21 protein-coding genes are annotated in these 24,347 nt (G+C 43.4%); 9 read left to right on the top strand and 12 right to left on the bottom strand.

The window, feature by feature from the left end; translation table 11 throughout:
* Positions 1-63: 63 nt before the first annotated feature.
* From ACR42H_RS02140 to ACR42H_RS02130, 3 genes are all read left to right on the top strand, one after another.
* Positions 64-1,755: a glutamine--tRNA ligase/YqeY domain fusion protein gene (locus tag ACR42H_RS02140; RefSeq protein ID WP_436374575.1), complete on the top strand. Its 1,692-nt coding sequence runs from the start codon at positions 64-66 to the stop codon at positions 1,753-1,755.
* Positions 1,756-1,884: 129 nt separating this feature from the next.
* Complete coding sequence (locus tag ACR42H_RS02135; protein ID WP_113884895.1) at positions 1,885-2,235, top strand: ASCH domain-containing protein; 351 nt, start codon at positions 1,885-1,887, stop codon at positions 2,233-2,235.
* Positions 2,236-2,244: 9 nt separating this feature from the next.
* Complete coding sequence (locus tag ACR42H_RS02130; protein ID WP_113884896.1) at positions 2,245-2,685, top strand: hypothetical protein; 441 nt, start codon at positions 2,245-2,247, stop codon at positions 2,683-2,685.
* A 167-nt stretch (positions 2,686-2,852) separates the two neighbouring features.
* Here the strand turns inward: ACR42H_RS02130 and ACR42H_RS02125 are convergent, their stop codons facing one another.
* A complete protein-coding gene (locus ACR42H_RS02125) occupies positions 2,853-3,578 on the bottom strand; it encodes a glycerophosphodiester phosphodiesterase (RefSeq protein ID WP_436374574.1) in 726 nt (241 codons plus the stop codon).
* Between the two features lie 345 nt (positions 3,579-3,923).
* On the opposite strand from ACR42H_RS02125, the gene ACR42H_RS02120 reads away from it, so the two are divergent.
* The 4 genes from ACR42H_RS02120 (at position 3,924) to ACR42H_RS02105 (ending at position 8,027) form a co-directional block, all read left to right on the top strand.
* Positions 3,924-5,390 (top strand): TerD family protein, encoded by a 1,467-nt coding sequence (locus tag ACR42H_RS02120; protein WP_436374573.1) that lies wholly within the window; start codon positions 3,924-3,926, stop codon positions 5,388-5,390.
* A gap of 185 nt (positions 5,391-5,575) precedes the next feature.
* The gene (locus tag ACR42H_RS02115) at positions 5,576-6,394 is read left to right on the top strand and encodes an MBL fold metallo-hydrolase (RefSeq protein ID WP_436376811.1); all 819 of its coding nucleotides are present in this window, start codon (positions 5,576-5,578) and stop codon (positions 6,392-6,394) included.
* Between the two features lie 111 nt (positions 6,395-6,505).
* Positions 6,506-6,853 carry a hypothetical protein gene (locus ACR42H_RS02110; RefSeq protein ID WP_113884900.1) on the top strand — a complete coding sequence of 116 codons (348 nt, stop codon included), beginning with the start codon at positions 6,506-6,508 and terminating at the stop codon, positions 6,851-6,853.
* Positions 6,854-7,064: 211 nt separating this feature from the next.
* Entirely contained in the window at positions 7,065-8,027 is a 963-nt protein-coding gene (locus ACR42H_RS02105; RefSeq protein ID WP_113884901.1) for a D-2-hydroxyacid dehydrogenase, read from the top strand.
* Between the two features lie 41 nt (positions 8,028-8,068).
* Here the strand turns inward: ACR42H_RS02105 and ACR42H_RS02100 are convergent, their stop codons facing one another.
* The 5 genes from ACR42H_RS02100 to ACR42H_RS02080 form a co-directional block, all read right to left on the bottom strand.
* Entirely contained in the window at positions 8,069-8,746 is a 678-nt protein-coding gene (locus tag ACR42H_RS02100) for a DUF421 domain-containing protein (protein ID WP_436374572.1), read from the bottom strand.
* Positions 8,747-8,859: 113 nt separating this feature from the next.
* A complete protein-coding gene (locus tag ACR42H_RS02095) occupies positions 8,860-9,816 on the bottom strand; it encodes a DMT family transporter (RefSeq protein WP_436374571.1) in 957 nt (318 codons plus the stop codon).
* A 213-nt stretch (positions 9,817-10,029) separates the two neighbouring features.
* Positions 10,030-11,430 (bottom strand): M28 family peptidase, encoded by a 1,401-nt coding sequence (locus ACR42H_RS02090; RefSeq protein ID WP_436374570.1) that lies wholly within the window; start codon positions 11,428-11,430, stop codon positions 10,030-10,032.
* Between the two features lie 209 nt (positions 11,431-11,639).
* On the bottom strand, positions 11,640-12,200 hold the full coding sequence (locus tag ACR42H_RS02085) for an FAD-dependent oxidoreductase (RefSeq protein ID WP_436374569.1): 561 nt from the start codon (positions 12,198-12,200) through the stop codon (positions 11,640-11,642).
* Between the two features lie 92 nt (positions 12,201-12,292).
* Entirely contained in the window at positions 12,293-12,523 is a 231-nt protein-coding gene (locus ACR42H_RS02080; RefSeq protein WP_436374568.1) for an excisionase family DNA-binding protein, read from the bottom strand.
* A gap of 206 nt (positions 12,524-12,729) precedes the next feature.
* On the opposite strand from ACR42H_RS02080, the gene ACR42H_RS02075 reads away from it, so the two are divergent.
* On the top strand, positions 12,730-14,388 hold the full coding sequence (locus ACR42H_RS02075; RefSeq protein WP_113884907.1) for a PAS domain-containing sensor histidine kinase: 1,659 nt from the start codon (positions 12,730-12,732) through the stop codon (positions 14,386-14,388).
* A gap of 59 nt (positions 14,389-14,447) precedes the next feature.
* On the opposite strand, the gene ACR42H_RS02070 is transcribed toward ACR42H_RS02075, so the two are convergent.
* From ACR42H_RS02070 to ACR42H_RS02060, 3 genes are all read right to left on the bottom strand, one after another.
* Entirely contained in the window at positions 14,448-15,614 is a 1,167-nt protein-coding gene (locus ACR42H_RS02070) for a toxic anion resistance protein (RefSeq protein ID WP_113884908.1), read from the bottom strand.
* Complete coding sequence (locus ACR42H_RS02065; protein ID WP_113884909.1) at positions 15,611-16,267, bottom strand: 5-bromo-4-chloroindolyl phosphate hydrolysis family protein; 657 nt, start codon at positions 16,265-16,267, stop codon at positions 15,611-15,613. Before ACR42H_RS02065 ends, ACR42H_RS02070 begins: the two co-directional genes overlap by 4 nt.
* A 383-nt stretch (positions 16,268-16,650) precedes the next feature.
* Positions 16,651-17,754, bottom strand: a complete 1,104-nt coding sequence (locus tag ACR42H_RS02060; RefSeq protein WP_113884910.1) for an SH3 domain-containing protein — start codon at positions 17,752-17,754, stop codon at positions 16,651-16,653.
* 289 nt (positions 17,755-18,043) lie between these two features.
* On the opposite strand from ACR42H_RS02060, the gene ACR42H_RS02055 reads away from it, so the two are divergent.
* The gene (locus tag ACR42H_RS02055; RefSeq protein WP_436374567.1) at positions 18,044-19,960 is read left to right on the top strand and encodes an alkaline phosphatase family protein; all 1,917 of its coding nucleotides are present in this window, start codon (positions 18,044-18,046) and stop codon (positions 19,958-19,960) included.
* Positions 19,961-20,043: 83 nt separating this feature from the next.
* On the opposite strand, the gene ACR42H_RS02050 is transcribed toward ACR42H_RS02055, so the two are convergent.
* The 3 genes from ACR42H_RS02050 to ACR42H_RS02040 form a co-directional block, all read right to left on the bottom strand.
* Positions 20,044-21,507, bottom strand: coding sequence for a PAS domain-containing sensor histidine kinase (locus ACR42H_RS02050; protein WP_436374566.1), 1,464 nt, complete (start codon positions 21,505-21,507; stop codon positions 20,044-20,046).
* 105 nt (positions 21,508-21,612) lie between these two features.
* The gene (rlmD, locus tag ACR42H_RS02045; RefSeq protein ID WP_436374565.1) at positions 21,613-22,992 is read right to left on the bottom strand and encodes a 23S rRNA (uracil(1939)-C(5))-methyltransferase RlmD; all 1,380 of its coding nucleotides are present in this window, start codon (positions 22,990-22,992) and stop codon (positions 21,613-21,615) included.
* A gap of 286 nt (positions 22,993-23,278) precedes the next feature.
* Positions 23,279-24,214: a diacylglycerol kinase gene (locus ACR42H_RS02040; protein WP_113884914.1), complete on the bottom strand. Its 936-nt coding sequence runs from the start codon at positions 24,212-24,214 to the stop codon at positions 23,279-23,281.
* Positions 24,215-24,347: the final 133 nt, after the last annotated feature.

Raw genomic sequence — 24,347 nt, 5'->3', positions numbered from 1 at the left:
ATTTTCCTTCCCGATATTATTAAAATAAGTACTAACTACATAAACAGAAAGGCTGATACCGGTTTGGAAAACAATTCAAATTTTATACGAACGATTATTAAAGAGGATCTGGAGTCGGGAAAGCGCAAAGAGGTCATTACCCGTTTCCCGCCTGAGCCGAACGGTTATCTTCATATCGGACATGCCAAATCGATTGTCATCAACTTCGGCCTGGCAGATGATTTTAACGGCAGGACGAACCTCCGTTTTGATGATACGAATCCGCTAAAGGAAGATCAGGAATTTGTGGATGCCATTAAAGAAGATGTTAAATGGCTTGGCTACGACTGGGAGGAGCTTCACTTTGCTTCGAATTATTTCGGGGAAATGTATAACCGTGCAGTTCTTTTAATCAAGAAAGGAAAAGCATATGTGGATGACTTAAGCCAGGAAGAGATCCGCCAATACCGCGGAACCCTGACAGAGCCTGGAAAAGAAAGCCCATACCGCAGCCGTTCAGCTGAAGAGAATCTTGATTTATTTGAACGTATGCGGGATGGAGAATTTGAAAATGGAGCAAAAGTTCTCAGAGCAAAGATCGACATGTCATCACCGAACCTGAACTTGCGCGATCCGGTTATCTATCGTGTTTCACATGCAACTCACCACAATACGGGTGATACGTGGTGCATCTATCCGATGTATGCTTTTGCCCACCCGCTTGAGGATGCAATTGAAGGAGTTACCCATTCCTTATGTACAACCGAGTTTGAAGATCAGCGTCCGCTATATAACTGGGTTGTCTCAGAGTGTGAAATGGAAAGCACACCGCAGCAAATCGAGTTTGGCCGCCTGAATATTTCTAATACAGTTATGAGCAAAAGAAAACTGAAGCAGCTTGTGGAAGAGAATTATGTTGATGGCTGGGATGATCCGCGCATGCCTACGATTTCCGGTCTAAGACGCAAGGGCTATACTCCGGAAGCAATCCGCGAGTTCGTAAAAGAAACGGGTGTTTCAAAAGGTTCCGGTGTAGTGGATGAAGCTATGCTTGAGCATTATGTCCGCGAAGACCTGAAATTGAAAGCCCCTCGTACAATGGGCGTACTTCGTCCGTTAAAGGTTGTGATCACGAACTACCCGGAAGATCAGACTGAAATGCTTGATGCTGAAATCAATCCGGAAAATCCGGAAATGGGCATGCGTCAAATTCCTTTCTCGAGGGAGATTTTTGTAGAACAGGACGATTTCATGGAAGATCCGCCGAAAAAATATTTCCGCCTCTTCCCTGGCAATGAAGTACGCTTAAAGCATGCATACTTCATCAAGTGCAACGATGTCATCAAGGATGAGGATGGCAATGTTGTTGAGCTGCATTGCACATATGACCCTGAAACGAAGAGCGGAACAGGTTTTACAGGCCGAAAAGTGAAGGGCACGCTTCATTGGGTGGATGCAAAGAGTGCCATTCCGGCTGAATTTCGTTTATACGAGCCATTGATTCTGGACGAAGATGCCGATCGGAACGCTGAGGCAGACACAGATGATGCTGCTGAAAACGATGCTGAAGGAAAAACGTTCCTTGACTATGTGAACCCGAACTCACTTGAAATTGTTAATGGTTTCATTGAACCTAACATGAAGGATGTAAAAGCCCAGGATAAATTCCAATTTTTCCGTCATGGCTATTTCAATGTTGACCCGAAACACACAACAGCAGAAAAACCTGTTTTTAACAGGATTGTATCGCTGAAGAGTTCATTTAAGTTAAAGTAATTTCTAAGCTTGAGGAAGGGTTTCCTCAAGCTTTTTTTGTAAAAAACTGTTCTTAAACACAGCTACCTTCCGGTTTGAAAATATGGTAAGGTTTAAAAGGTAAGCATTTACATAAGGAGGAATAGCATAATGTCAAATCAGCATGATCCAAATACATTACCGCCAAAAACATGTTCCGTAGACCGAATGGTCACAGTTAAAGAGGACGTTGAGAAGGTTCTTGCAGGAAAAAAAACAGCCACACGCCGTAATGGCAGGTATGCTGATGTCGGGGAAATCATGACACTTGAAGGCCAGGACTTTGTTGTAGATAAAGTTTATTCCCAATCCCTTGGTGAGTTAACAGACGATCATGCCCGCCAGGAAGGCTTTGAAAGCTTAGAAGACTACAAACAATCAATCCTTTCGATGCATCCGGGAATGCCTTGGCTGCCGCAAATGCGTGTATGGGTTCATGAATTCAGCGCAGTGAAGAAGTAATCTGCCGGGATGGACATACTGTACCGAATACTGCTGTACATCCATGTCAGCAGTGCCATACTTTCTGTTGGCCCATTTTTTGTTCTGATTCCAATTGTCAATAAATTGGAAACGGCCGAGCCAGGGGTTCAGCAGGCTTACATAGGCATCTTCAGGACATCCGTGCGCCTTGTCAAGCATGCAGGACATGTACTTGTAGGCTCGGGTGTCCTTCTTATCGTGAACAGCCACTGGGACTGGACTACATCCTGGATCGTTGCGACCCTGGCGGTGATGGGAGGCTCAGTCTTTTTTCTTGCCCGTGCCTTCTCTCCTGTTCTGAAGAAATTTGATGAGCCTGGAGCAGATCAGCATTTTCTTGTCAGGAAGCTTACCCGCTCAGTCTGGATCTACCTTTTTCTATTAATGCTCATGCTCTGGTTCATGGTGGCTAAGCCTGTACTTTGGTAGAGTTAACTAAAAACAAGCGCTGAAGATCCGCGCTTGTTTTTTTGATGCCATTCTTCAGCATGGCATGAATCCTTGGTTATATCCGAATGTCCACTGATAAATCCAAATTTCCGCGAGTACATTGAATGTTTCGTGAATAAATGGAATTTACGCAGGCAATAAACTCTTTATTTCAAAAACCTTTCCGGAAAATCGGTCATGATTACTTCCACTCCCGCACTATTTAAAAATCTGCTGCGGGTTTCATCATTTACGGTATATACCCGCAGGGGAAACCCCGCATCTTTTGCATTCCTGCCAAATCCCGATAGAGCAAATCCCTCTTCACAATGAATGCTGTTTGCCCCGATTTTTTTCGCCATTTCGAGTGTGTTTTCAGGGATGCCTTCAATCAAGTAGCCCGTATGCAAAGTGGCATGCAATTCCCGGACTCTTTTCAGACTCTCTGCATTGAAAGATGATATTATGACACGCTGTTCCAATTTATATTTTAGGATAAGGTCAATAACCTTTTCTTCCATACCGGGATATTCAATCAAATCATTTTTTAATTCAATATTAATCAGGAGTTCGTTTCCTTCCCTAATTGCCCATTGTAAAAGCTGATCCAGATCCGGAATTGTTTCGCCCGTGTAAACATTCCCAAACCAGCTCCCTGCATCAAGCCGCAGGATTTCATCGAAGGTCATGTCTTTTATATAACCGGTGCCGCCTGTCGTTCTATCCACAGTTTCATCATGAATGATCACCAGCTTCCCATCCTTAGCCATCTGCACATCCAATTCAATTCCATCTGCCCCTGCCTCCAATGCACCCTGGAATGCGGCCATCGTGTTTTCTGGAAAATGTCCGCTGACGCCGCGGTGTGCAAAGACTTTTGCTCTTTTATTCAAATTATCTCCTCCTATGTCAATAACATCATGATTAATATTCTATTCTACGGTCTGCCCCAAAACCATTTTTTCATCCTAAGAATAGCCGCTCAAGTTTTACTTCGCTTCCAATTCCCTTATAATGAAAACTATGAAACTTCTTTCTACTCAGAACGTATAAAAAGAAAAGAGGAAACGCCTTGCCCCATCCACGACACCTCGAAGGGGTAGGCGCTCCTCCTAAAAGCCAGTGCTTTTAGTTGTGCGATGATTAAGCTGTCGAAGCGTTCCTTGTGGAGCTAGACAGTTCTCCGAAGTACATAGTTATTAAATTCTAAGTATAAAAACAAATTAGGAGTGAAATCTGTGGGAGTTCGATTGAGCAAGGGACAAAAAGTAGATTTGACCAAAACCAATCCTGGTTTGCAGGTTGTGGTGGCAGGATTGGGCTGGGATGTCAGTCATAATCAATCGCAATATGACCTGGACGCTTCAGCCTTTTTAACAGGTGCATCCGGCAAAGTTCAAAGTGATAGTGACTTTGTGTTTTATAATAATCCATCCGGTGGAAACGGTTCGATCCTATACAGCAGTGATAATAGAACTGGGGCAGGCGGCGGGGATGATGAGCAGATCCGCATCGAGTTAAATAAGGTGCCGCAGCATATCCATCGAATTGCTTTTACTATTACCATTCATGATGCCCAGATGAAAGGGCAGAACTTTGGGCAAGTTTCCAATGCTTATGTGAGAATTTTTAATGCTATGACAAATGAAGAGCTTCTCCGCTTCGACCTTGGGCGGGATTTTACTGTTGAAACAGCAATCGTCGCTGCAGAGCTTTACCGTCACAATGGCGAGTGGAAATTCAATGCCATTGCAAGCGGATTCCAGGGCGGATTAGCTGCCCTTTGCCGCAATTTCGGCGTTTCCGTAGATGATGAGCCTGCTCCAAGTCAGCAGCCCTCATTCAGCCAGGGTCAGTATCAGCAGCAATCCCATTTTGGCCAGCCAGCTCAAGGATTCAGCCCACAGCAAAACCAGCAGCAATATAGCCAGCAGGCACAACCAGGATACAGCCCATCGTCCTTTGGCCAGCCTGCCTACAATCAGACTTCTTACAACACGCCACCTTCTCAGCCAACTTCATTTGGCGGGCAGACAGGTATTGGGCAGCCGGTGCAGGCTCAATCCTATACAGATGGAAATATCGCCTGCACCCGCTGCGGATCTACTAACATCCGGACCGGCCAAAAAGGATTTGGCCTTGGAAAAGCGGCGATTGGAGGACTCATCCTGGGGCCTGTAGGACTTCTTGGCGGCTTTATCGGAAAAAACCAGCTGAAGCTTACCTGTAATTCCTGCGGCAATTCATGGTCACCTAATCAGACGGATTACGCACAGTGGGCCAATGACCAAAAGCGCCGTGCCCAGGAGCTGTTTACACGATTCAAAAGCCAGGATGTTCTGGACGCCGTTGTAGCTTCATGCGCCCTTGTCGGCATGGCAGATGGCAGGCTTGATCCAACTGAACGTCAAAAGATGGTCGAGTTTGTAAACAGCAGCCAGGAATTAAAAGTGTTTGATACACAAAAAGTGATACAGCAATTCAATATGTTCGTCCAGCGGATTGAGATGGACCCGATCATCGGCCGGGCCGAAGCCTTCAAAGCAGTTGGCCGGGTAAGAAATAAGCCTGAGATCGCCCGCCTCGTAGCCCGTTATTGCATCGCGATCGGTTATGCTGACGGGAACTTTGATCAAAATGAAAAACAGGCTGTTACAGAGATCTGCATGGAACTCGGATTAAATCCGCATGAATTTCTATCTTAATATGTGATACACCCAAGCTCTGCCGAATTTCAGGCAGAGCTTTTTTTGCATTTATTCCCTGCTCCTCCTGAATATGCCGCATACAAAGTTCACATGCGGGTATACTCAAAAAGATAAATGCCTTTATTTCTAAAATTACTAAGGAGGTAATATCCTTGAAGGAAAGTTCATCTACTGAACGCTATATGCCCATGACTTCCTCCACGAGTGGAATGATTGTTAATGAAGCAGATGGAGTCTACTGCCTGACAGTACAGATTGTGAATGTTTGTTTTGTGCGTATATCAGAAAAGCCTGGTGACTGGGTTCTCGTTGACGCAGGCATGCCAAAATCTGCAGAGAAAATCATGGATGCGGCGGAAGAACTATTTGGAGAGAACGCCAGACCGAAAGCCATTATACTTACACATGGCCACTTTGACCATGTTGGTGCAATTATTGATTTAGTTGAGCGCTGGCAGGTTCCTGTATACGCTCATACACTTGAAATGCCATTCTTAACGGGACAGCAGGATTATCCAAAACCTGACTCGAGTGTTGAAGGCGGACTTGTCGCAAAGATGTCCCCCACTTTTCCGCATGAAGGCATTGATCTTGGCACCCATATTCAGCCTTTGCCTGGAGACGGAAATGTTCCCCATATGGAAGGATGGAAGTGGATTCACACACCAGGTCATACTCCCGGCCACGTTTCCTTATTCAGGGAGTCTGATCGCGTGCTGATTGCAGGTGACGCTTTCGTAACAGTGAAGCAGGAGTCCTTATACAGTGTGCTCACCCAGGAACAGGAAATCAGCGGCCCGCCCCGCTACCTCACAACTGATTGGGATTCTGCCCGGACTTCCGTACAGAAACTTGAAGCCCTTCAGCCAGATGTCGCCATCACAGGTCATGGCATTCCAATGGCTGCTGCTGTATTAAGGGAAAGCCTCGCCAAACTCGTAAATGATTTTGATGAAATTGCCGTTCCTGACCACGGAAAATATGTAGACGGGGAAGGCTAAAAAAAAGCAAGGTTCACCAAATCGGGTGGATCTTGCTTTTTTGATGTTTAAAACAATCAAAAAAAGGAAGAGTATAATAAAACGAATTTTAATAGTTCAGGAGGTTCATGTATGCACCTTGAAAACTTTACAGGTCAAAAAATTCAAATAAAATTTAAGAACTTTCCAAATGATCTCGTCGGCTCCATCACAGGCATTTATCAGCCCGATGAATGGTACCTTGTTAAACTGATCAAGACTGAAAGCATGGGAATATGGGTTGAGAATCCTTGCTTCAAACGTACAATGGTCAAAGAGGAAGACGGTACTGACATCCCAGAAGAACAGCAAAAGGAAGAAGATTGCGTCACCCATTTTATGATCCGCTGGGATTATATCAGTTCTGTCATTACCTTCCCGGATAAACAGACACTCGGTGTTGATAAGAAAGCAAAATTAATAGGTTTTCAGCCCTCTTAACAGATAGTTAAGCCCCCGGTTCCAGCGCCAGGGGGCTCTTTTGTTTTCATATTACTCAACCTAAACTAACTTATTTAGCGCATGGTGTTTGATTGAAATCCCTCTGATTTCTATGCTATTTTTCATTTTATTAGAAAATTTCACTTTTATAGTTTTATAGACTATGATATATTTACCGACTTTTCAAAAAATAAAACTTGGAGGAACATACATGTCAAAAAGAACCTGTATCGTCACACATGATCTGGAACCCTCACAGATTGATAAAATTAAAGAGATCATTCCCGATTGGGAGCTCATTTCCGGAAAAGATTCAGCAAACTGGCACAACGAGCTGAAAAAAGCGGAAGTGATCGCCGGCTGGAAAAAGGAACTAAAAGAGATGGTCCTTGAGGGAAACAGCAACCTCCGCTGGTTCCAGTCCTGGAGTGCCGGGGTCGATTCCCTGCCCCTGGCAGAAATGGAGTCACAGGGCATCCAGATTACCAGCGCAAACGGAGTGCATGCTAACCCCATTTCAGAAACGATCTTCGCATTAATGCTTGGGCTCACCCGCAAAATCCATACATATGTAAAAAATCAGCAAGCTAAAGTATGGCACCATTCTGGAATGAAGCTTGAAATCCACAATAAAACCATCGGCATGATTGGCACAGGAGCCATCGGGAGGGAAACTGCCAAGATTGCCAAAGCATTCGGCATGAAGGTGATTGGAGTTCGGCACTCCGGAAAACCTGAAGAGCATATAGATGAAATGTATACTTCCAGCCAGCTGAACGATGTGCTTCCTCTATGTGACTATGTTGTCGTCACACTTCCGCTTACACAGGAAACACGGCAGCTATTCGGAGCCGAACAGTTTACCCGCATGAAGGATTCTGCTTTCTTCATCAATATCGGCCGGGGTGAAATTGTAAAAGAAACAGATTTGATTGCCGCACTTCAGAACGGACATATTGCCGGTGCAGGGCTGGATGTATTTGAAAAAGAACCGCTTTCTGAAGACAGCCCGCTATGGGAACATGATAATGTCATCATTACTCCGCATACTGCCGGATCGACGGAATACTACACTAAGCGTGTGATTGAAGATATTTTCATTCCTAATTTAAAGGAGTACATAAACAGCGGTACTCCCGGCATTAATCAAGTAGATTATATAAAGGGATATTAATAGGGATATTAATAAAGAGAGCCTTGCAGCATTCGCAAGGCTCATTTTTTATAAGATATGATATAAAACCCTTCTTCTTCCGACCACTCTGCACAGAAAATATCTTTGATATGATGGCAGCCTTCCGTTTTAATAGACTCCCTCAGCCACCCCCCATCTTTCCCCAGTAATTTAAGGCCGTCTTCCACTACTTCTCCTTCATCAATCAGTAAAGTGGAAGGATTCCTTTCCTTCACCTTAAGTTTCATCAATTCTGGAGTGACAGGCTCTTGTTTTTGGTATTTCATTACACTTAAGCCGCCATTGGTCTCAAGGTAAGCGTATTTAACTTCATTCATGCTGAATATTCCTTTTTGGCGCAGCATTGTTCTCAGCTGTTCCATTTCAAGATGGTTTTTTTTCATCTCCTTTACATTCAGCTTGCCATCCTTAACAAGGACCGACTCTCTTCCCTTTAAAATCGCCCTGAATATATTTTTCTTTTTTGCCAGAATTTCAATAATGTAAATAAATGCTCCCCATAATAAGGCTGAATAGATCACTTGCAGTGTTGTTACTTTATCATCATAAATGGTTTCCTCAATAATCCCTCCAAGGACAACCGCATAAACAAAATCAAACGGAGTTACCTGTGAAAGCTCCTTCTTTCCAAGAATACGGGTAACAGTTAACAAGGCAACTAGTCCAACAGCCATTTTTACTGTTATTGATAAATACATCAATGCTCCTCCTCTCTCTATATCCTCTCTATTCCCCTTACCAGACTTTGAATACTCCTTTTCCCCTATTCCACTTTTTGAAAAAAAAGTGATCTCTATGTCAAGAGACCACTTTACATATACTCGCTATTTTCTTTTCTCCGATTCCTGAATACTAAATCCTCCAATGCTCCAGATCCTGAAATGACACCTCCCACAATAAGAACCAGCCCAAGTATATGGTTTATAGTAATTACTTCACCAAGAATGAACGCAGAGCCTGCCAATGAGAAAAAGGTATTCAGGTTCAAAAAAATACTGGCTTCTGCAGGCCCGATATTACGGATGGCTGTGTTATACACCATATGGCCGATAGCTGTTGCCAATACGGCAGATGCGGCAAATGCAGCCCAAACATAGGCTGGGGCTTCTTTTACACCCTTAAGTCCGCCGGGTTCCATAATGCTGGCCATTACAAAAAGGATCACTCCTCCAAAAATCAGCATATAGCCTGTCAGCAATCGCGGATCAAGGGTTTTCGAAGCCTTGCTGATGACAATGAAGCTTAGGGCTTGTGAAAGAATGGACAAGAACACAAAGAAATCTCCCGGAGTTAAGCTCGATATCCCTTTATTCCCTGAAAGGACAATAAAAGTTACGCCTGCACCGCCAAGCAGAAAACCCAGAACCTGGATGCCTGTAGGCTTATTGCGCAGCAGAATGGAAGACAGTATGGCTGTCAAGAGCGGACCGGCACCTAGAATAAGCCCCCCATTCACCGCACTTGTTCCCGTTAGGCCTATAGCCAGAAATAGATGGTGGCTGACAACACTTAAAAGTCCGCCAAATACAATGTACGAGACTTCCCTCAAGCTCGGCTTTCTCACTTTCCCCATTATGCTTAATATTAAAAACACGGTTATACCCGCAGTCAGTATTCGCAAAGAAGTAATTGAAACCGGAGGAAAATAACTGACAAGAATTTTTATAATGCTCACATTCAATCCCCATAAAGCCATGATGGAAGTGAGGAGAATGTATGTTTTTATGTTTTTCACATCGATCCTTCTTTCCAGAAAATCCAAGTTCATAATTTGTATCATTTTATCATATTCAAATGGGAAAATGTCTTTTTAAAGCTTTAAAACATGAAAGTGATGGCATGAAAAACACCATTCCGGAACAGTTCCTGCTGACCTATTGGCTTACCAGGGTTTATCGGTGGGTGAGCAGCCTTGAAAACGCAAAGCAACTGTATAATAGCAAAAGCAGCCTCCCATCAAAAGGAACGGCTGCTCTTCTGCTTATTTTACATCCAACTCGTGAACCATTTCAGGGGCTGCTTTCATTTTATGCTGCTTTTTCGGTTTAGGGCCCATGTTATCAAAACGTGCCTTATCATAAATGGCGGCACCCACAACCTCTGCTACATCCTGAAGCTTATCTTTGCTGATTTTATCAATCGTGTCTTCTGGAGAGTGGTACCATGGTTCAGTTGGGCTGTGAATAAATAACGCGGCTGCAATGCCTGCTTCAGCAAAAGGCACATGGTCACTTCTGCCGCCCTGATATACTGGGGTCGGCTCACCGTTCAGCCTTTCACTGGATGCTTGAGAAAGTTCTGTTACAAGATTTTCTTCTCCGTCCAAAGTCATCATTACTAAATCACCCGCATCTTTGCTTCCCACCATATCAAGATTAAAGTTCGCAATGGTTCTGCTGATCTCGTCGTCAGAAAGACTGTCAACATAATGGTAAGATCCAATCAATCCCAGCTCTTCTGCTCCGAATGTTGCAAAGCGAATCTCTGTATCTGTCGGAATATCCTTGAATACGCGTGCCAGCTCTAATGTCATCGCTGTTCCGGAAGCATCATCATTCGCTCCAGGAGCCCCTGCTACAGAATCATGGTGTGAGCCAACCACAATAATGTCGTCGTTTGCTTTCTTCTTGTTGGTTGGTTTCTTTGTGGCAATCACGTTGTGGGAAACTTTTTCTCCTGCATCCGCACCTTCAATGGATAGGGAAGCTGTTAAAGTTTCACCGCTCTCCAGCAATGCAAGAATTGCCTCACCTTCTGCTTTTGACAGGGCTAATGCCGGAACATATTCTTCATTATGACCCCCAAGCGTGCCGCTTAATGGACCCTCTGCATTATTAAAAATAATTACTCCTGCAGCCCCTTTTTCTGCTGCATTTAAAACTTTCTCGGCAAAAGAAATGGAACCGCGCTGGATAAGAGCAATTTTACCTGAGAGATCAATACCTTCCAGTTCTTCCGGTGTGCCCAGCCCAGCAAATGCCAGCTCCCCGCTCACATCGCCATTGACTGAATAGGTAAAGGATCTTGGCTGCAGTTCCCCTCCATAGCCCTCAATGGTCACTTCCATACTGCTCGGAGGAGTATATCCATAAAACGTGAATGGCTGAATCTCTGTTTCATAGCCATAGGATTCGAATTGGCTTTTAATATACTGAACAGCGTTATACTCCGATTCCGTACCGGCTACACGCGGGGTTTGTGAAAGATAATCAATATTATTATAGATATTTTTTGCATTAATTTTATTGACTACCTTCTTGTCGAATACATTTACCGGCTGAACCTGTTTAACGTCTGCCGGATGTGCAAAAACTGCCTGTGTCCCAATAGCTCCAAAAATAAGAGTCGAAGCTAATGCCACTTTTAACATTGGTTTTGTCATCTAGTACCTCCAATAGAATAATAGATTCCGCTCATTAAATTTTATAATGTTTCGAAAACTCTTATAAGGGTACAAGATACTAGTGTATAGTAGGTAAAAACATCTATATTTTGGTTATTTTGTTAATATTAGTAAATAACTAATAGGAAAAATAGACAAAAAAAAAGAAGGCAGCCCCAGGTAAGCCTTCTTTCCCTTTTATTTCATTTTTATTTCATTATATCATGGTCCACATAGCGCTCGCCGTTCAATTCACTGATTACGTTTATTGCAACTTTTGCACCGTCTCCAGCTGTAATGATTGTATGGACGCTAACTCCTGCAATGGTTCCGGCTGCCCAAATGCCATCGACATTCGTCTTGCCATCAGCATCCACTTCCAGAACCGTTTTAATGCGCGGCTCGGTGCCTGCTTTAGTCTTCAAACCGGCTTTTTCTGCTAAATCGGTAGATACGCCAGCTGCTAAAATCACATGCTTAGCTGAATACGATTTTTCTCCTGCTGTAATGGTAAAGCTTCCATCAGCTTTTTCAATGTTATCAACAGTTCCTTCTGCGATCTCTGCCCCAAACTTAGCTGCTTGTTTTTTGCCTGTTTCGATCAGTTCAGGTCCAGTGATTTCCATAACGCCATAATGATTTTCTACCCAGGCACGTTTAGTCATGCTTTTATCATTGTCCACAACCACTACCTTCTTGCCCGCTTTTGCAGCAAATAGCGCAGCACTTGCACCAGCAGGGCCTGCACCTACAATTAAGATATCAAACATCCATACTTCCTCCTTTAACACATTATTTACTTATATGTTATCTAATTTAATAATAATTGTAAAATAATGTGATTACAGGGAAATTGTCCAATTCAATCTTCATCTTTGATATCCCGATCCTCTGGTATCGGCTCATTTAGTATTTCTTCCACCAGCTCCCTGTATTTTTCCATCTGCTTTATATGGGCATTAAATTGTTCCTTATATATTAAATACTGTTTTCCATCATAAATGGCGCGTATTTTTTTTTGCTGAATCAAGCTTTCTACATATGACTCAGGGTAAGATAAATATTCTGCGGTTTCTTTAATGGTAAGATACATGCTTGTTCTTCCCTTTCTAATTCCTTATAATATGGTTTTACTAATTTCTAGGCACTAGAAGACTCTACTAAAATCATATAGAATAGAAACTGTAAATAATTTGTATATGCAACTTATATTCTTTTATTATACAGCGAAAAAAATACTATTTGACTGAATTCCAGCTCTTTTTTCAGCCAGATAGAGAACAGGAGAAATATAAGCTAATGAATAAAAAATGGTTATTGGGCTTATATGTGATCATCAGCCTTATTTGGGTATTCGGAACGAACTACCTTTTGCATATGCTTGAGCCCTCTTCTCTTGTCAGTTTTCTTTTTAGAGCAAAAGAGTTTCTGTACATTATCGTTACAGGCTGGCTGCTCTATTACTTTATTGGCAAAAGAGATGAGCTTATTGCTTCGAGGGAAGATGAAAAACGTCTTTCCACTTTAATCAACTCCATGGTTGACTTTGTTAATTTTAAAGACGGACAGGGCCGCTGGATTGAGTCTAATGAATTTGGGCTTAAGTTGTTTAATCTCGAAAAAGTCGATTATAAAGGCAAGAAGGACTCTGAACTGGCCGAGTACACTGACTTTTATGCAGACGCACTTCGCTACTGTGAAACTTCAGATGAAGAAACCTGGATAAATGGTAAAATTACCCGTATCGAAGAAGTCATTCCTTTGCCTGACGGAACAGAAAAAACGTTTGATACGATTAAAGTGCCGCTCTTTCATGCCGATGGAAGCCGAAAAGGGCTGGTCATTATCGGCCGGGATATTACAGAAAGAAAGCATGTGGAGAAGCTTCTTGCCGAAAGCCAGCAGCAATATAAATCCTTGTTTGAATATAATACTGAAATTGTCTTTATGACAGACCTTCATGGCACCATCACAAAAGTAAATCCCCAATTCAAAGCGGTGACAGGCTACAGTCCTGATGAGACATTGGGAAAGAGCATCAATGAAATCATACCAGCTCCTTATAAAATGAAGGCCATTGAAGACTTTACAGGCATCCTTGAGGATAAACAGCCAAAAACCTGTGAATTTGAATTCAATCATAAAAATGGCAGCAAGCTCACTATTCAATGCACTGCGCTTCCGCTCATTGTGAACGGTCAAATTGCCGGAATCATCGGCTATGGAAAAGATGTGACGAAGCTTCGGCAAGCTGAAGAAAGATTGCGCCGCACCGAAAAGCTTTCTGTGGTTGGCGAGCTGTCTGCCAGTGTGGCGCACGAGATCAGAAATCCGCTGACATCACTAAAAGGCTTCGTGCAGCTCATGCAGCTGGAAGATGAAAAGCATCAATTTTATTATCAGATCATGCAGGAGGAGCTGGACCGGATTAACCATATTGTCGGTGAGCTGCTGCTCCTTGCCAAGCCTCAGGACATTTGTTTTACAAAAGCGGATGTTCAAAATATCCTTTTTAATGTCATTTCGCTTTTAAAAACAGAAGCCAGCATGCATAATGTCCAGATCGAATTTTTATTAAAATCGGATGTGTATATGATAGAATGTGAACCAAATCAGCTCAAGCAGCTTTTTATTAATATAATAAAAAATGCCATTGAAGCGTCAAGAGATGGCGGTAAAGTAACGGTTACACTGCAGGCGGAAGAACGGCAGCTGACTATCCTGGTAAAGGATAATGGCTGCGGCATGTCGGAAGAACGCCTTAACAGGATCGGTGAACCTTTCTATTCTTCCAAGGAGAAAGGAACTGGCCTCGGACTTACAGTCAGCTTCAAAATTGTCCAGTCCCATAATGGTTCCATTTATTTCAATAGTAAAAAAGGAAAAGGAACAGAAGCTGTCATCAAGCTGCCAGTAAGAAAACACACACCTGCCCCTGAGGCTGGATTAACAGTTTAAACAGCAAAGAGCGATGTTCAATCAAACGTTTGATTGAACATCGCTCTTTTTTAATCCTGCTAATTCCCCTTAATCTCCAGCAGCTTCTGCCTCAAATCATTTTCCATATTGGCCAGGTCGTGTTCTGCCTGCCGGCGTTTATGGCGGCCCTCCTCCTGGATCCTTAGGGTTTCTTCAAGAGTGGAAATCAGGTTCTCCTGTGTTTTCTTTAACGTTTCAATGTCGACAAGGCCCCGCTCATTCTCACGTGCCGTTTCAATTGTATTCACTTTCAGCATTTCTGCATTTTTCAAAAGAAGATCATTAGTTGTTTTCGAGACCTTCTTCTGGGCTTCGACGGCATGGCGCTGGCGAAGCAGTGTCAAGGCGATGGCCACCTGGTTTTTCCAAAGCGGGATGGCCGTCATGATGGATGACTGAATTTTTTCAACCAATGCCTGATTCGTATTCTGTATCAGGCGGATCTGCGGTGCGCTTTGAATCGTTATTTCACGGCTCAGCTTCAAGTCATAAAGGCGTTTATCCAGACGGTCGGCAAACTGCATCATATCGTTCACTTCCTGGAACTTCATCTGGTCATTCGACTCTTCTGCCTTCTTCTTCAGTTCGGGAATCGTCTTTTCATGAAGCTCTTCAAGCTTCAGTTCACCTGCTGCAATATATACATTTAAAGCATGAAAATACTCTTTATTATTTTCGTATAGCTTATCTAACATGACAATGTCGGAAAGAAGCGCATTCTTGCTCCTTTCCAGTTTGACGCTGATGCGGTCGATCTGAGCACCTGTTTTTTGGTATTTCGATAAGACCTCCTGAACAGAACCGGATATCTTTCCAAACATACGCGCAAAAAAGGTTGATTTCTCCGGCTTCAGCTCATCCGGATTCACATCATTGAATTTCTTCATCAGATCATTGATGATTGTTCCCACTTCACCAACGTCCTTTTTCTGAACATGCTCGAGCATTGTATGAGAAAACGTCAGCAGCTTTGATTGAGCTGGTGTTCCGTATGAGATCATCGCCTGGTGATTGGCAGGATCGATTTGTTTTGCAAGCTGATAGGCTTTTTCCCGGTTTTCTTCCGGAATCACATCGATCAGCCTTGTCCGCTTTTCCGATTGCAATGGCGAGGGAGCAGCCTCCTGCTTTTCCCCAAAAGGATCTGACATCAGATCATCCAATAAATTAGTGTTTTTTAACAGGGACGGTTTTTCTTCGGTCATTTTAATCTCCTGCTTTCATCATGAATTCTTGAATCTTTTATCTTCTCAATCGAATTCTTGGCAACATCAATTTCAAGATGAAGCTGATCAATATCTTCAGCTATAACTCTGTGAAGATCTTCCTCCACATGATGGGTAAGTGCATCAAGTGTACGTCTGGTCTCCTGGAGGGACTGATCCAGTTCACGCGATTTTCTCGGCTGAGAAGACAGAAAGACATACTTTTCCGCCAGCTCCACCGCGGAATCCAAATGAGAAAAATAAAACTGCTCGGCCTGGTAAAAACGTTTCGGCTCACTCCTGGTCAGTCTGTAAATCCTTCTCGTCACCCTCATGAACTCCATGCGCTGCTTAAGCGTCGGGAAATGCCGAATCGAAAACATCGCTTTGTGCAAACGGGTTATCTTGCGGCGCGCCTCATCAAGATTTCGCTTAATGTATTGGTATTCCCTTTTCGTCAATCCATGCTTTTTCAAAAAGCGGCGGCGCTGAATCAATCCCCCGGCCCAATAAGTAAGAAGCCCGGCTCCAGCTCCATATATACCTGACAAAATGAAAGTTTGCCCGAATGCAAAGTAACTTGCCAGCCAAACGCTGACAGACAAAGGAACAGCCGTCAGCAAACGAAAAGCAAATGCTAAAAAGGAATTCATATTTATCGACTCCTACTCATATTCCTACTTATTTATACGTTATTTATAAACCTAAAGTTTCATCCACAGACATATTTCAGCAAGAAAAGCGTAAGCACCTTCAGAACAAGCCAAACCGCCTGTTCCTGCGAAGATATCCAAGGAGGCTTCTGCTTGATGCTCACCCCCGACACCTAAGGGGGAAAGTGCAGGAGTTATACAGCAAAAAAGGATTGCATCCTTAAATCTATTAAAACACTTTTAAAAAACTTCTCAAGTTATACGATACAAAAAAACACGATTACCCGCCATAGACCACAAAAGTAATCCTTGCTAAGACCTGAGACGTATATTTCCCTGCAAAAAAAAAGCACCTGCGGAAATTTGCCGCAGATGCTTTCTGGCTATTTTACAGCCAATGCACGCTTGCCCATGGCTTCGTAGATCTTGATGAACTTCTCCTTAGGCATTTTCACATCTTTCTGAACTGCTTCACTGTCATTAAAGTAAACATAATCTGCATCCACACCGGTTACGACAATGCAGTGCAATGGTGTTGGTGCGCTGATCGTTTTGCCGGCAGGCGTTTTCCAGCTTCTATTATTCGGCATTTCATGGCTGATTGTAAACCATGCCAAAACAGGGTTACCCTCTGAAACAGCCTTTTCTATTTCTGAAAAATCTTTTCCGGTCAAATTTACACCGCCTGGCCGATACTGATCAAGCAGCTTTTTCAGCGGTCCCGGGTTTATCGTATGGCCGTTGCCAAAAGGTGTTCCGACAAACCCGACATCAGGATCTCCCCAGGTTTTAATAGAACCATCTGCATTTCTTACCAGCTTGGTTGAATCATATGGCATTCCCTTTGCAAGTGTTGTTTTGCTGACATTTACACCATAAAATTTCAGTGCCATGGCAAGAGAAGTCACTTCGCATCCGCTTGGCAGCTCCGGCCGCTGGGCAATGAGCGGTACATTGATCCTTGCCTGACGGGAGTCACCAGCGGTCACATAATCACCGCTTACATACCCGGTGCTTCCGTTGTAGGAAATTTTATACCAGCCGTTGCTTTCCTTATGTATGACACTTAATACTGTTCCGTTTTTTAAAAGGCCGACACTGCTGTAATTTAATCCCGGACCTTTTCGGACATTTAATGATGTGGCGTCCACCCGGTAAAGTTTTTCATTTGTTTTGACGTATTGGCCGCTGACATAGCCTGTTTTTCCATTATAGTTAATTTTGTACCAGCCGCTGGCAAGGCGTTCGATTGCCTGTATACTGCTGCCTTGGGGCAGGCTGCCGATCCGATCATAATTTGTTCCGGGGCCAGAACGGACATTCAGACTGGTCGCATCCACTGTGTAAGTATAGGAAGACGCTTCTGCCACTGCCTCGTTTGAAAAGCCCGGAATTGATGGTGAAATGATTCCTCCTGCAAAAATAGCTGCAGCAGCAGTCCCTTTTAATAAAGCTCTGGTTCCATACGAACTTTTTAAAATTGCCATATACTTTCCTCCATATCCCTAATTTATTTCTGTCGAATTTTGCAGACTACTCTAAAAATATCGATTCAAAAACTCCCAGTCTACCTTTTTGGGACTGGAAAAATATTATTGATTCTATTGAATCAGCTTATATGGAGGAGTCAGTATATTTGGCATCTGCATATCTTCCTTCTTCCTGCCATTCAATTGAGCGCCCCTGGCAGCAGAAAGACGATTTTTTTTGTTTATTTATAAGAAATAAAGGGAATATGCTCTTGTACCAATTTACTTACAGCTTGGAGGAAACATAATGAATAAGCACTATGTTTATATAGTTATTTTATTAATAGGATCTATTGTATTTTCTTCCTCAGGACATGCAGAGGATCGTGCTGGACAGGAAAACAAGGTAGTGCTGATTTCATTTGATGGAATGAGAAATGACCTGACTAAAGAATATGTAAAGGAAGGCAAGCTTCCCCACATTAAAGCACTCATGAAGAATGGAGTAGCTGCCAAGGATTCCAAAACCGTAATCCCCTCGCTGACCGCCCCATCACATGCGGCAATTGCTTCAGGTGCAACCCCTTCGGAAACCGGCATGGTCAGCAATAAGTGGCAGGATCCCCATAAAGAATTGGCAAATGGAGAAAGCGCCTTCCAACAGCCACTCGATAAAAACCCGCTTTGGGCAGAGGCCAAAAAAAACGGCAAAACAACTGCTACAGTGCTGTTCCCCGGGTCAAACCCCGATGCAGGAACACAGGCTGATTACGCAGTTTATTATGGAGAAACCTGGGCAGAGAGTTCTCTGGATAAGCTTCAGTTCAAAAAAGCAGAGAGCTGGAAGCACGCCGAAGGCAGCTTTAGCCCTTTAAAGGAAGCTATATTGGAGCTGCCATTAAAAGAAGCTAAAAATAAAAAAATTTATATATTGGCTTTAGACACTTCAGATGATGGAAAGACCAACTATAACCGCTTCATTTTTTCGGAAAACCGTTCGGCAGACCCCAAAGATGTCATTGTCAATGCCAACGAATGGGGGTCAATTCCTGTTGAAGCTGATGGTGAATCTGCAGGTTTCTGGTTTAAGCTGAAAATTGACCCTGGTCTTAAGAAAGCAAGGATTTACCGGACCGCCGTTACGTCAGCACTCATTGAAGGCCCCGATGGATTTGAAGAGGAGCTGCTTTCAGAATTCGGCTTTTTCCCCGTCCAGGATGATACAAAGGCTCTAGAAAAAAAGTGGATTACTAGAGCAGAGTATGAAGAAATCAGTTCACGTTTTGTCAGCTGGGCAACTGATGTGTCTCTTTATATTAAAGAAGAATACCATCCGGATTTGCTGATGTTTTATACACCTCAGATTGATCATGAATCACATCACTTTCTGCTGACAGATCCCCGGCAGCCTGGGTATTCAGAGGAAAATTCTCAAAAACATAAGAAATACATTGAATGGGCATACAAGCTTGCTGATGATGTCGTTGGACAGACGATAGATAGCCTTAGCGAAGAAGAGAACCTTCTTGTTGTATCCGACCATGGAATGGAGCCAGTCCACACCATACTTGCTCCAAACACTCTTCTAAAAGAAGCCGGTCTTTTAAAGACAGATGAAAAAGGCAAAGTGGATGAGGAGAACTCCAAAGCAATGGCTGTAGCCAGTGGGTCAGCTGCACAAATTTACTTGAATGAAAACCTCTCTAAAAAAGAGAAGGAAAAGGCTGCAGACCAAGTAGAGAAACTTTTCAGCGAGTATAAAATCAAGCCGGAATTTCAGACAAAAACCCTAAAGGGCTATTTTGGTAATGCAGGTGACTCCATTGTGCAAGGGCAGTTCAGCCATTTTAATCAAACGTCGAAGCAATTCTTCCATTACCTTTTTAGAAAGGAAGAAAAACCTTATCAGATTGCCTATGGAAAAAATAAAGAGAATAAGCACCCTAACCAGGGAGACATTTTGCTGCTAGGCGCAAGGGGCTATATGATGGGCAGCAGTCTAACAAGCCCCCATATGCCATCAATTGAACTCGGCAGCCACGGAGGCAATCCTGATCGGAAAGAACTCAGGGCCGTTTTCTTTGCGCAAGGCCCTTCTTTTAAAAAGGACCGCCGGATTGGCTCGATTACCACACTGGATATTGCCCCAACTGTTTATAAGCTGCTGAACATACCAGCTCCGAACTTTTTGGAGGGTGAAATTCTAAAAAGTGCTTTAGATTAATAACACCGCCTTGCTATGGCTGCAAGGCAGTGTTTTATTTTTGAAAATAAAAAACCCACCCCTAAAGAGATGAGCTGTACCCACTATATACAATCCAATTCCACCATCACCTTTGTGCCCTCACCTATAAGACTTTCGATGGCCATCAAACCTTGATGCTCCTGAATAATCTTATTGCTGACTGTGAGCCCCAAACCGATCCCTTTATCTTTTGTCGTATAAAAAGGGGTCCCAAGATACTTCAGCATTTCTCCATCAATGCCTGCTCCTTCATCTGCAAAAGCAATCCTTACACGCCTGCTCTCTATTCTTTCAGCACTTATATAAACATTTCCGCCATTTGGCATAGCTTCAATCGCATTTTTTAAAAAGTTCACAAATACTTGCTTCAGCTGGGGAGGTGAACATAATAGCATGATATCATTCTCACAATGATTGAGATGGATTTGAACATTGTGAAGCAATGCCTGCGGATGAAGTACGTTAATCGTACTTTCAAGAATGGACATTAAGCTCCCTTTCTCATACTCAATTGCCTGGGGTTTTGCCAGGGACATGAACTCATTGACAATGATATCAATCCGATCAAGCTCCTCCATTATAATGGATAAATAATCATCCTGTTTTTCCTTATTAACGCTGGATTGGAGCAGTTTCGAGAAACCCTTTAAAGAAGTCAGCGGGTTCCTGATCTCATGTGCAACCCCTGCTGCGAGCTGTCCAATAATGGAAAGGCGGTCCAAGTTACGCAAAGCTGCATCATTATTAACCCTGTCTGTTATGTTTCTGCCTACTGCCACAAATAATTCAATCTCGCCTTTATCGTTTAATATAGGGGAAATGCTTGCCTCAACGAAAACAATATCGCCATTTATGGTATCCATCTTCGTTTCAAGCAGCTGAGGCTCTCCCGTTTCCAGCAGCTTTTGACATACATTGCTGAACTTTTCTCTCTCTTCCTCGGAATATATGACAGTACTGCAGGTCTTTCCAACAAGCTGCACCGGCGAATATCCCAAAACTTTTCCATGAGATGGGGAAGCATAAATCAACGTTTGATCCTTTGTGAAGACTTTGATCATATCTGTCGTATTCTCCGTAATCAAATCGTACAGTTCCCTGGTTTTTCTTAATTCCCTCTCCATGCTTTTAAACTCTGTCATATCCCGGAATATAGCCAGAACGGCGATAATTTTGCCCTTGGAATTTCTGAAGGGAGAATACGAAACCGAAATATCCAGAACCGAACCATCCTGATGATAGCGCTGTGTGATCACATTGCTGTATACTTTCCCCAGCTTGACCAGTTTTATAATCCCCTTCACTTCTTCCGGGTTCTGAAACTCGGTAAACTTCCTGCCAATGACTTGCGCTTCGGTATAGCCAAAAATCACCGTGTACATATGATTTACCCTTATAAAACGGTTCTCCATATCAATGATGGCAACCCCATCTGCCGTGCAGTTCAGGAACAAATCGAGCAATTCATCAGGATTGGAATAAATCGATTCACCATCATTGCCAAGTATCGGGAAATCATTGACCAATTAGCTCACCCCATTTAATAACTCTATAAACTATATTTTACAGAATTATAAGAAAAAAAGCAGGAGGATTCTTTAAAGAACCTAAAAAAGCAGCTTCCCAACAGGTCAGCTGCCCTCTTTCCATTCTAATCCCGCTACTGCTTCACAATGCATAGTCTGAGGGAACATGTCCACCGGCTGCACTTCAATTGTCCTATATCCGCCGTCCTCCAGAATACGAAGATCCCTTGCCAGCGTTCCCGGATTGCAGGATACATAGACGACTTTCTTTGGCTTCATGCTTAAAATGGTTTTCAGCAGAGCTTCATCACAGCCTTTTCGCGGCGGGTCAACGACAAGCACATCTGCGGTGTTCCCCTTTTTATACCATTCAGGAATGATTTCTTCCGCTTTCCCGACTGCAAATGAAGCATTGGTTATGCCGTTTAAATCAGCATTCCTCTTTGCATCCATAATGGCTTCCGGCACGATTTCAACGCCGAACACATCTTTTGCTTTCTGTGCCAGAAAAAGAGAAATGGTGCCAATTCCGCAGTACGCATCGATAACCTGTTCTTCTCCGCTTAAATTCGCATATTCCAGTGCCTTTTCATATAAAACTTTCGTTTGCTCGGGGTTAACCTGATAAAAGGAGCGGGCGGAAATCGCAAATTTGATATCGCCAATAAAATCATAGATCACTTCTTCACCCCAGAGGACTCGTGTGACATCTCCCATGATCACATTCGTTTTCCTGGAATTCACATTATGGACGATGGATTTAACACCTTCAATGCTTGATGCAATCTCTTCCACAATCCTTTGCTTATGCGGGAGCTCGTTCGTCCTTGTGACAAGGACAATCATCACTTCGCCTGTCACAAGCCCATAGCGAGCCATCACGTGGCGGAGCTCGCCTTTATGCCTGCCTTCATCATAAGCACGGACACCATAGCGTCCGCAAATTTCCTTTACCTTTTGCACAACCTCATCATTTTTTTCCTGCTGGATGAGGCATTCCTTCATATCGATGATCTGGTGGGTGCGCTGCTGGTAAAATCCGCCAATCAAGCCGCCTTCCTGCTCGCCAATCGGAACCTGCGCTTTATTTCTGTAGCGCCACGGATCCTTCATGCCAAGAACCGGATGCACCTTGACGCCCTCAAGTTTCCCGATTCTTTCCAGAACATCTCTGACCTGTTTTTCCTTGGCAAGAAGCTGGCCTTCATAGCTCAGGTGCTGCAGCTGACATCCGCCGCACTCCTTATAAATCGGGCAGGGTGCTTCTACTCGGTATGGGCTGCTTTCATATGTCTCGATCAGGCGCCCAAAGCCGTATCCCTTATTCACCTTAATCACTTTTACTTTTGCTCTCTCACCAGGAAGCCCATCCGGAACAAAAAGCGGATAACCGTCCACCTTTGCAACTCCTGCTCCTTCATGTGTCAAATCCTCAAATATAACATCTATATAATCATTTTTTTGAACCGGTAATGTTCTGCTCATCTTTTTCTTCCTTTTCAGCTTAATTCCGTGACCTTTTTTGACTAGACAGATTGTATCACAAAAAAGGGGTAAATACGAAATGGATATAGTACAGATTTGAACCTGCATACCCTTTATCATGCCTGTATGAAAAAACCAACACTCTATTAGCATATTTTCCAGCCTATTTGTAAGCTTACCCTGTCTGTTTTCCAGAATCTATTTGCAGTAATACTGATTTGCCTCGTTCACAATCTCATGAGTTTTGCAAAATAAAAGCCCGCCCTGTTAGAGAGCGGACTTCCTATTATTCGTGTGAACTTTCCCAATCGGTCGGGCGGTCTTCTTCACGAATCTGATCAATTGGGACAAATACTTCCAAATGCCTGTACAGGTTTACGAATTCAGCAGGAAGCAGCCCGCCAAATTCACCATCAAGATTGAGCTGGACTTTCTCCTTGGATTGTACTTTAATGCGGTTAGCCTGTGTATAGATGACGTTCGGATCTTTTACATGCTCACCCCGGACAGCCATTGTCGCGATCCGGATAAAATCAGCAAGGTTGGTTTTCTTTAATATCAGCAGGGAAAATAGCCCGTCATTTATACAGGAATCCGGCGCCAGCTTTTCAAACCCGCCGACTGAATTTGTCAGACCGACAAGGAAAAGCATGGCTTCACCTTCAAAGATTTTCCCGTCAAACTCAATGCTTACTTCAGTTGAACGGATGGAAGGCAGCATTTCAATTCCCTTTAGGTAATAGGCGAGCTGGCCAATCATGGTTTTAAGCTTGCTTGGCACCTCGTAAGTCAGCTCTGTCAGCCTTCCGCCACCAGCAATATTAATAAAATATTTTTCATTTATGCGGCCAATATCGACAGGAATGGTATCTCCTTTTACAATGATTTCAGCAGCCGCTTCCACATCTCTTGGAATATGGAGCGCACGTGCAAAATCATTGGTTGTGCCCGTTGGGATAATGCCGAGGCGCGGGCGGTAATCCTGTTCAGCGAGTCCGTTTACCACCTCGTTAATCGTACCATCACCGCCTGCTGCAATAACCAGGTCGAAGCGGCGTTCAACAGCTGCCCGTGCAGCTTTAATCGCATCTCCTTCACCTGTGGTGGCATGGCATGAGGTTTCATATCCTGCACTCTCCAGCTTTTGGAGAACATCTGCTAAATGTCTTTTAAAAATTTCCCGGCCTGAAGTCGGATTATAAATAATTCTTGCTCTTTTCATAGCCCATCATCCTATTATTGAAATATCTAAACTTGATCCTTATATATTATTCCATCTTCTTACATCATAGCGAATAGTCCGCAGCTTAGCAATTATTCACTGCCATCCGTTTCTATTCTATTCACTTCCCGCT

Source organism: Cytobacillus sp. BC1816 (assembly GCF_051353635.1).
Taxonomy (GTDB): domain Bacteria; phylum Bacillota; class Bacilli; order Bacillales; family Cytobacillaceae; genus Cytobacillus; species Cytobacillus oceanisediminis_C.
This window is presented reverse-complemented; position numbering and strand designations above follow the sequence as displayed.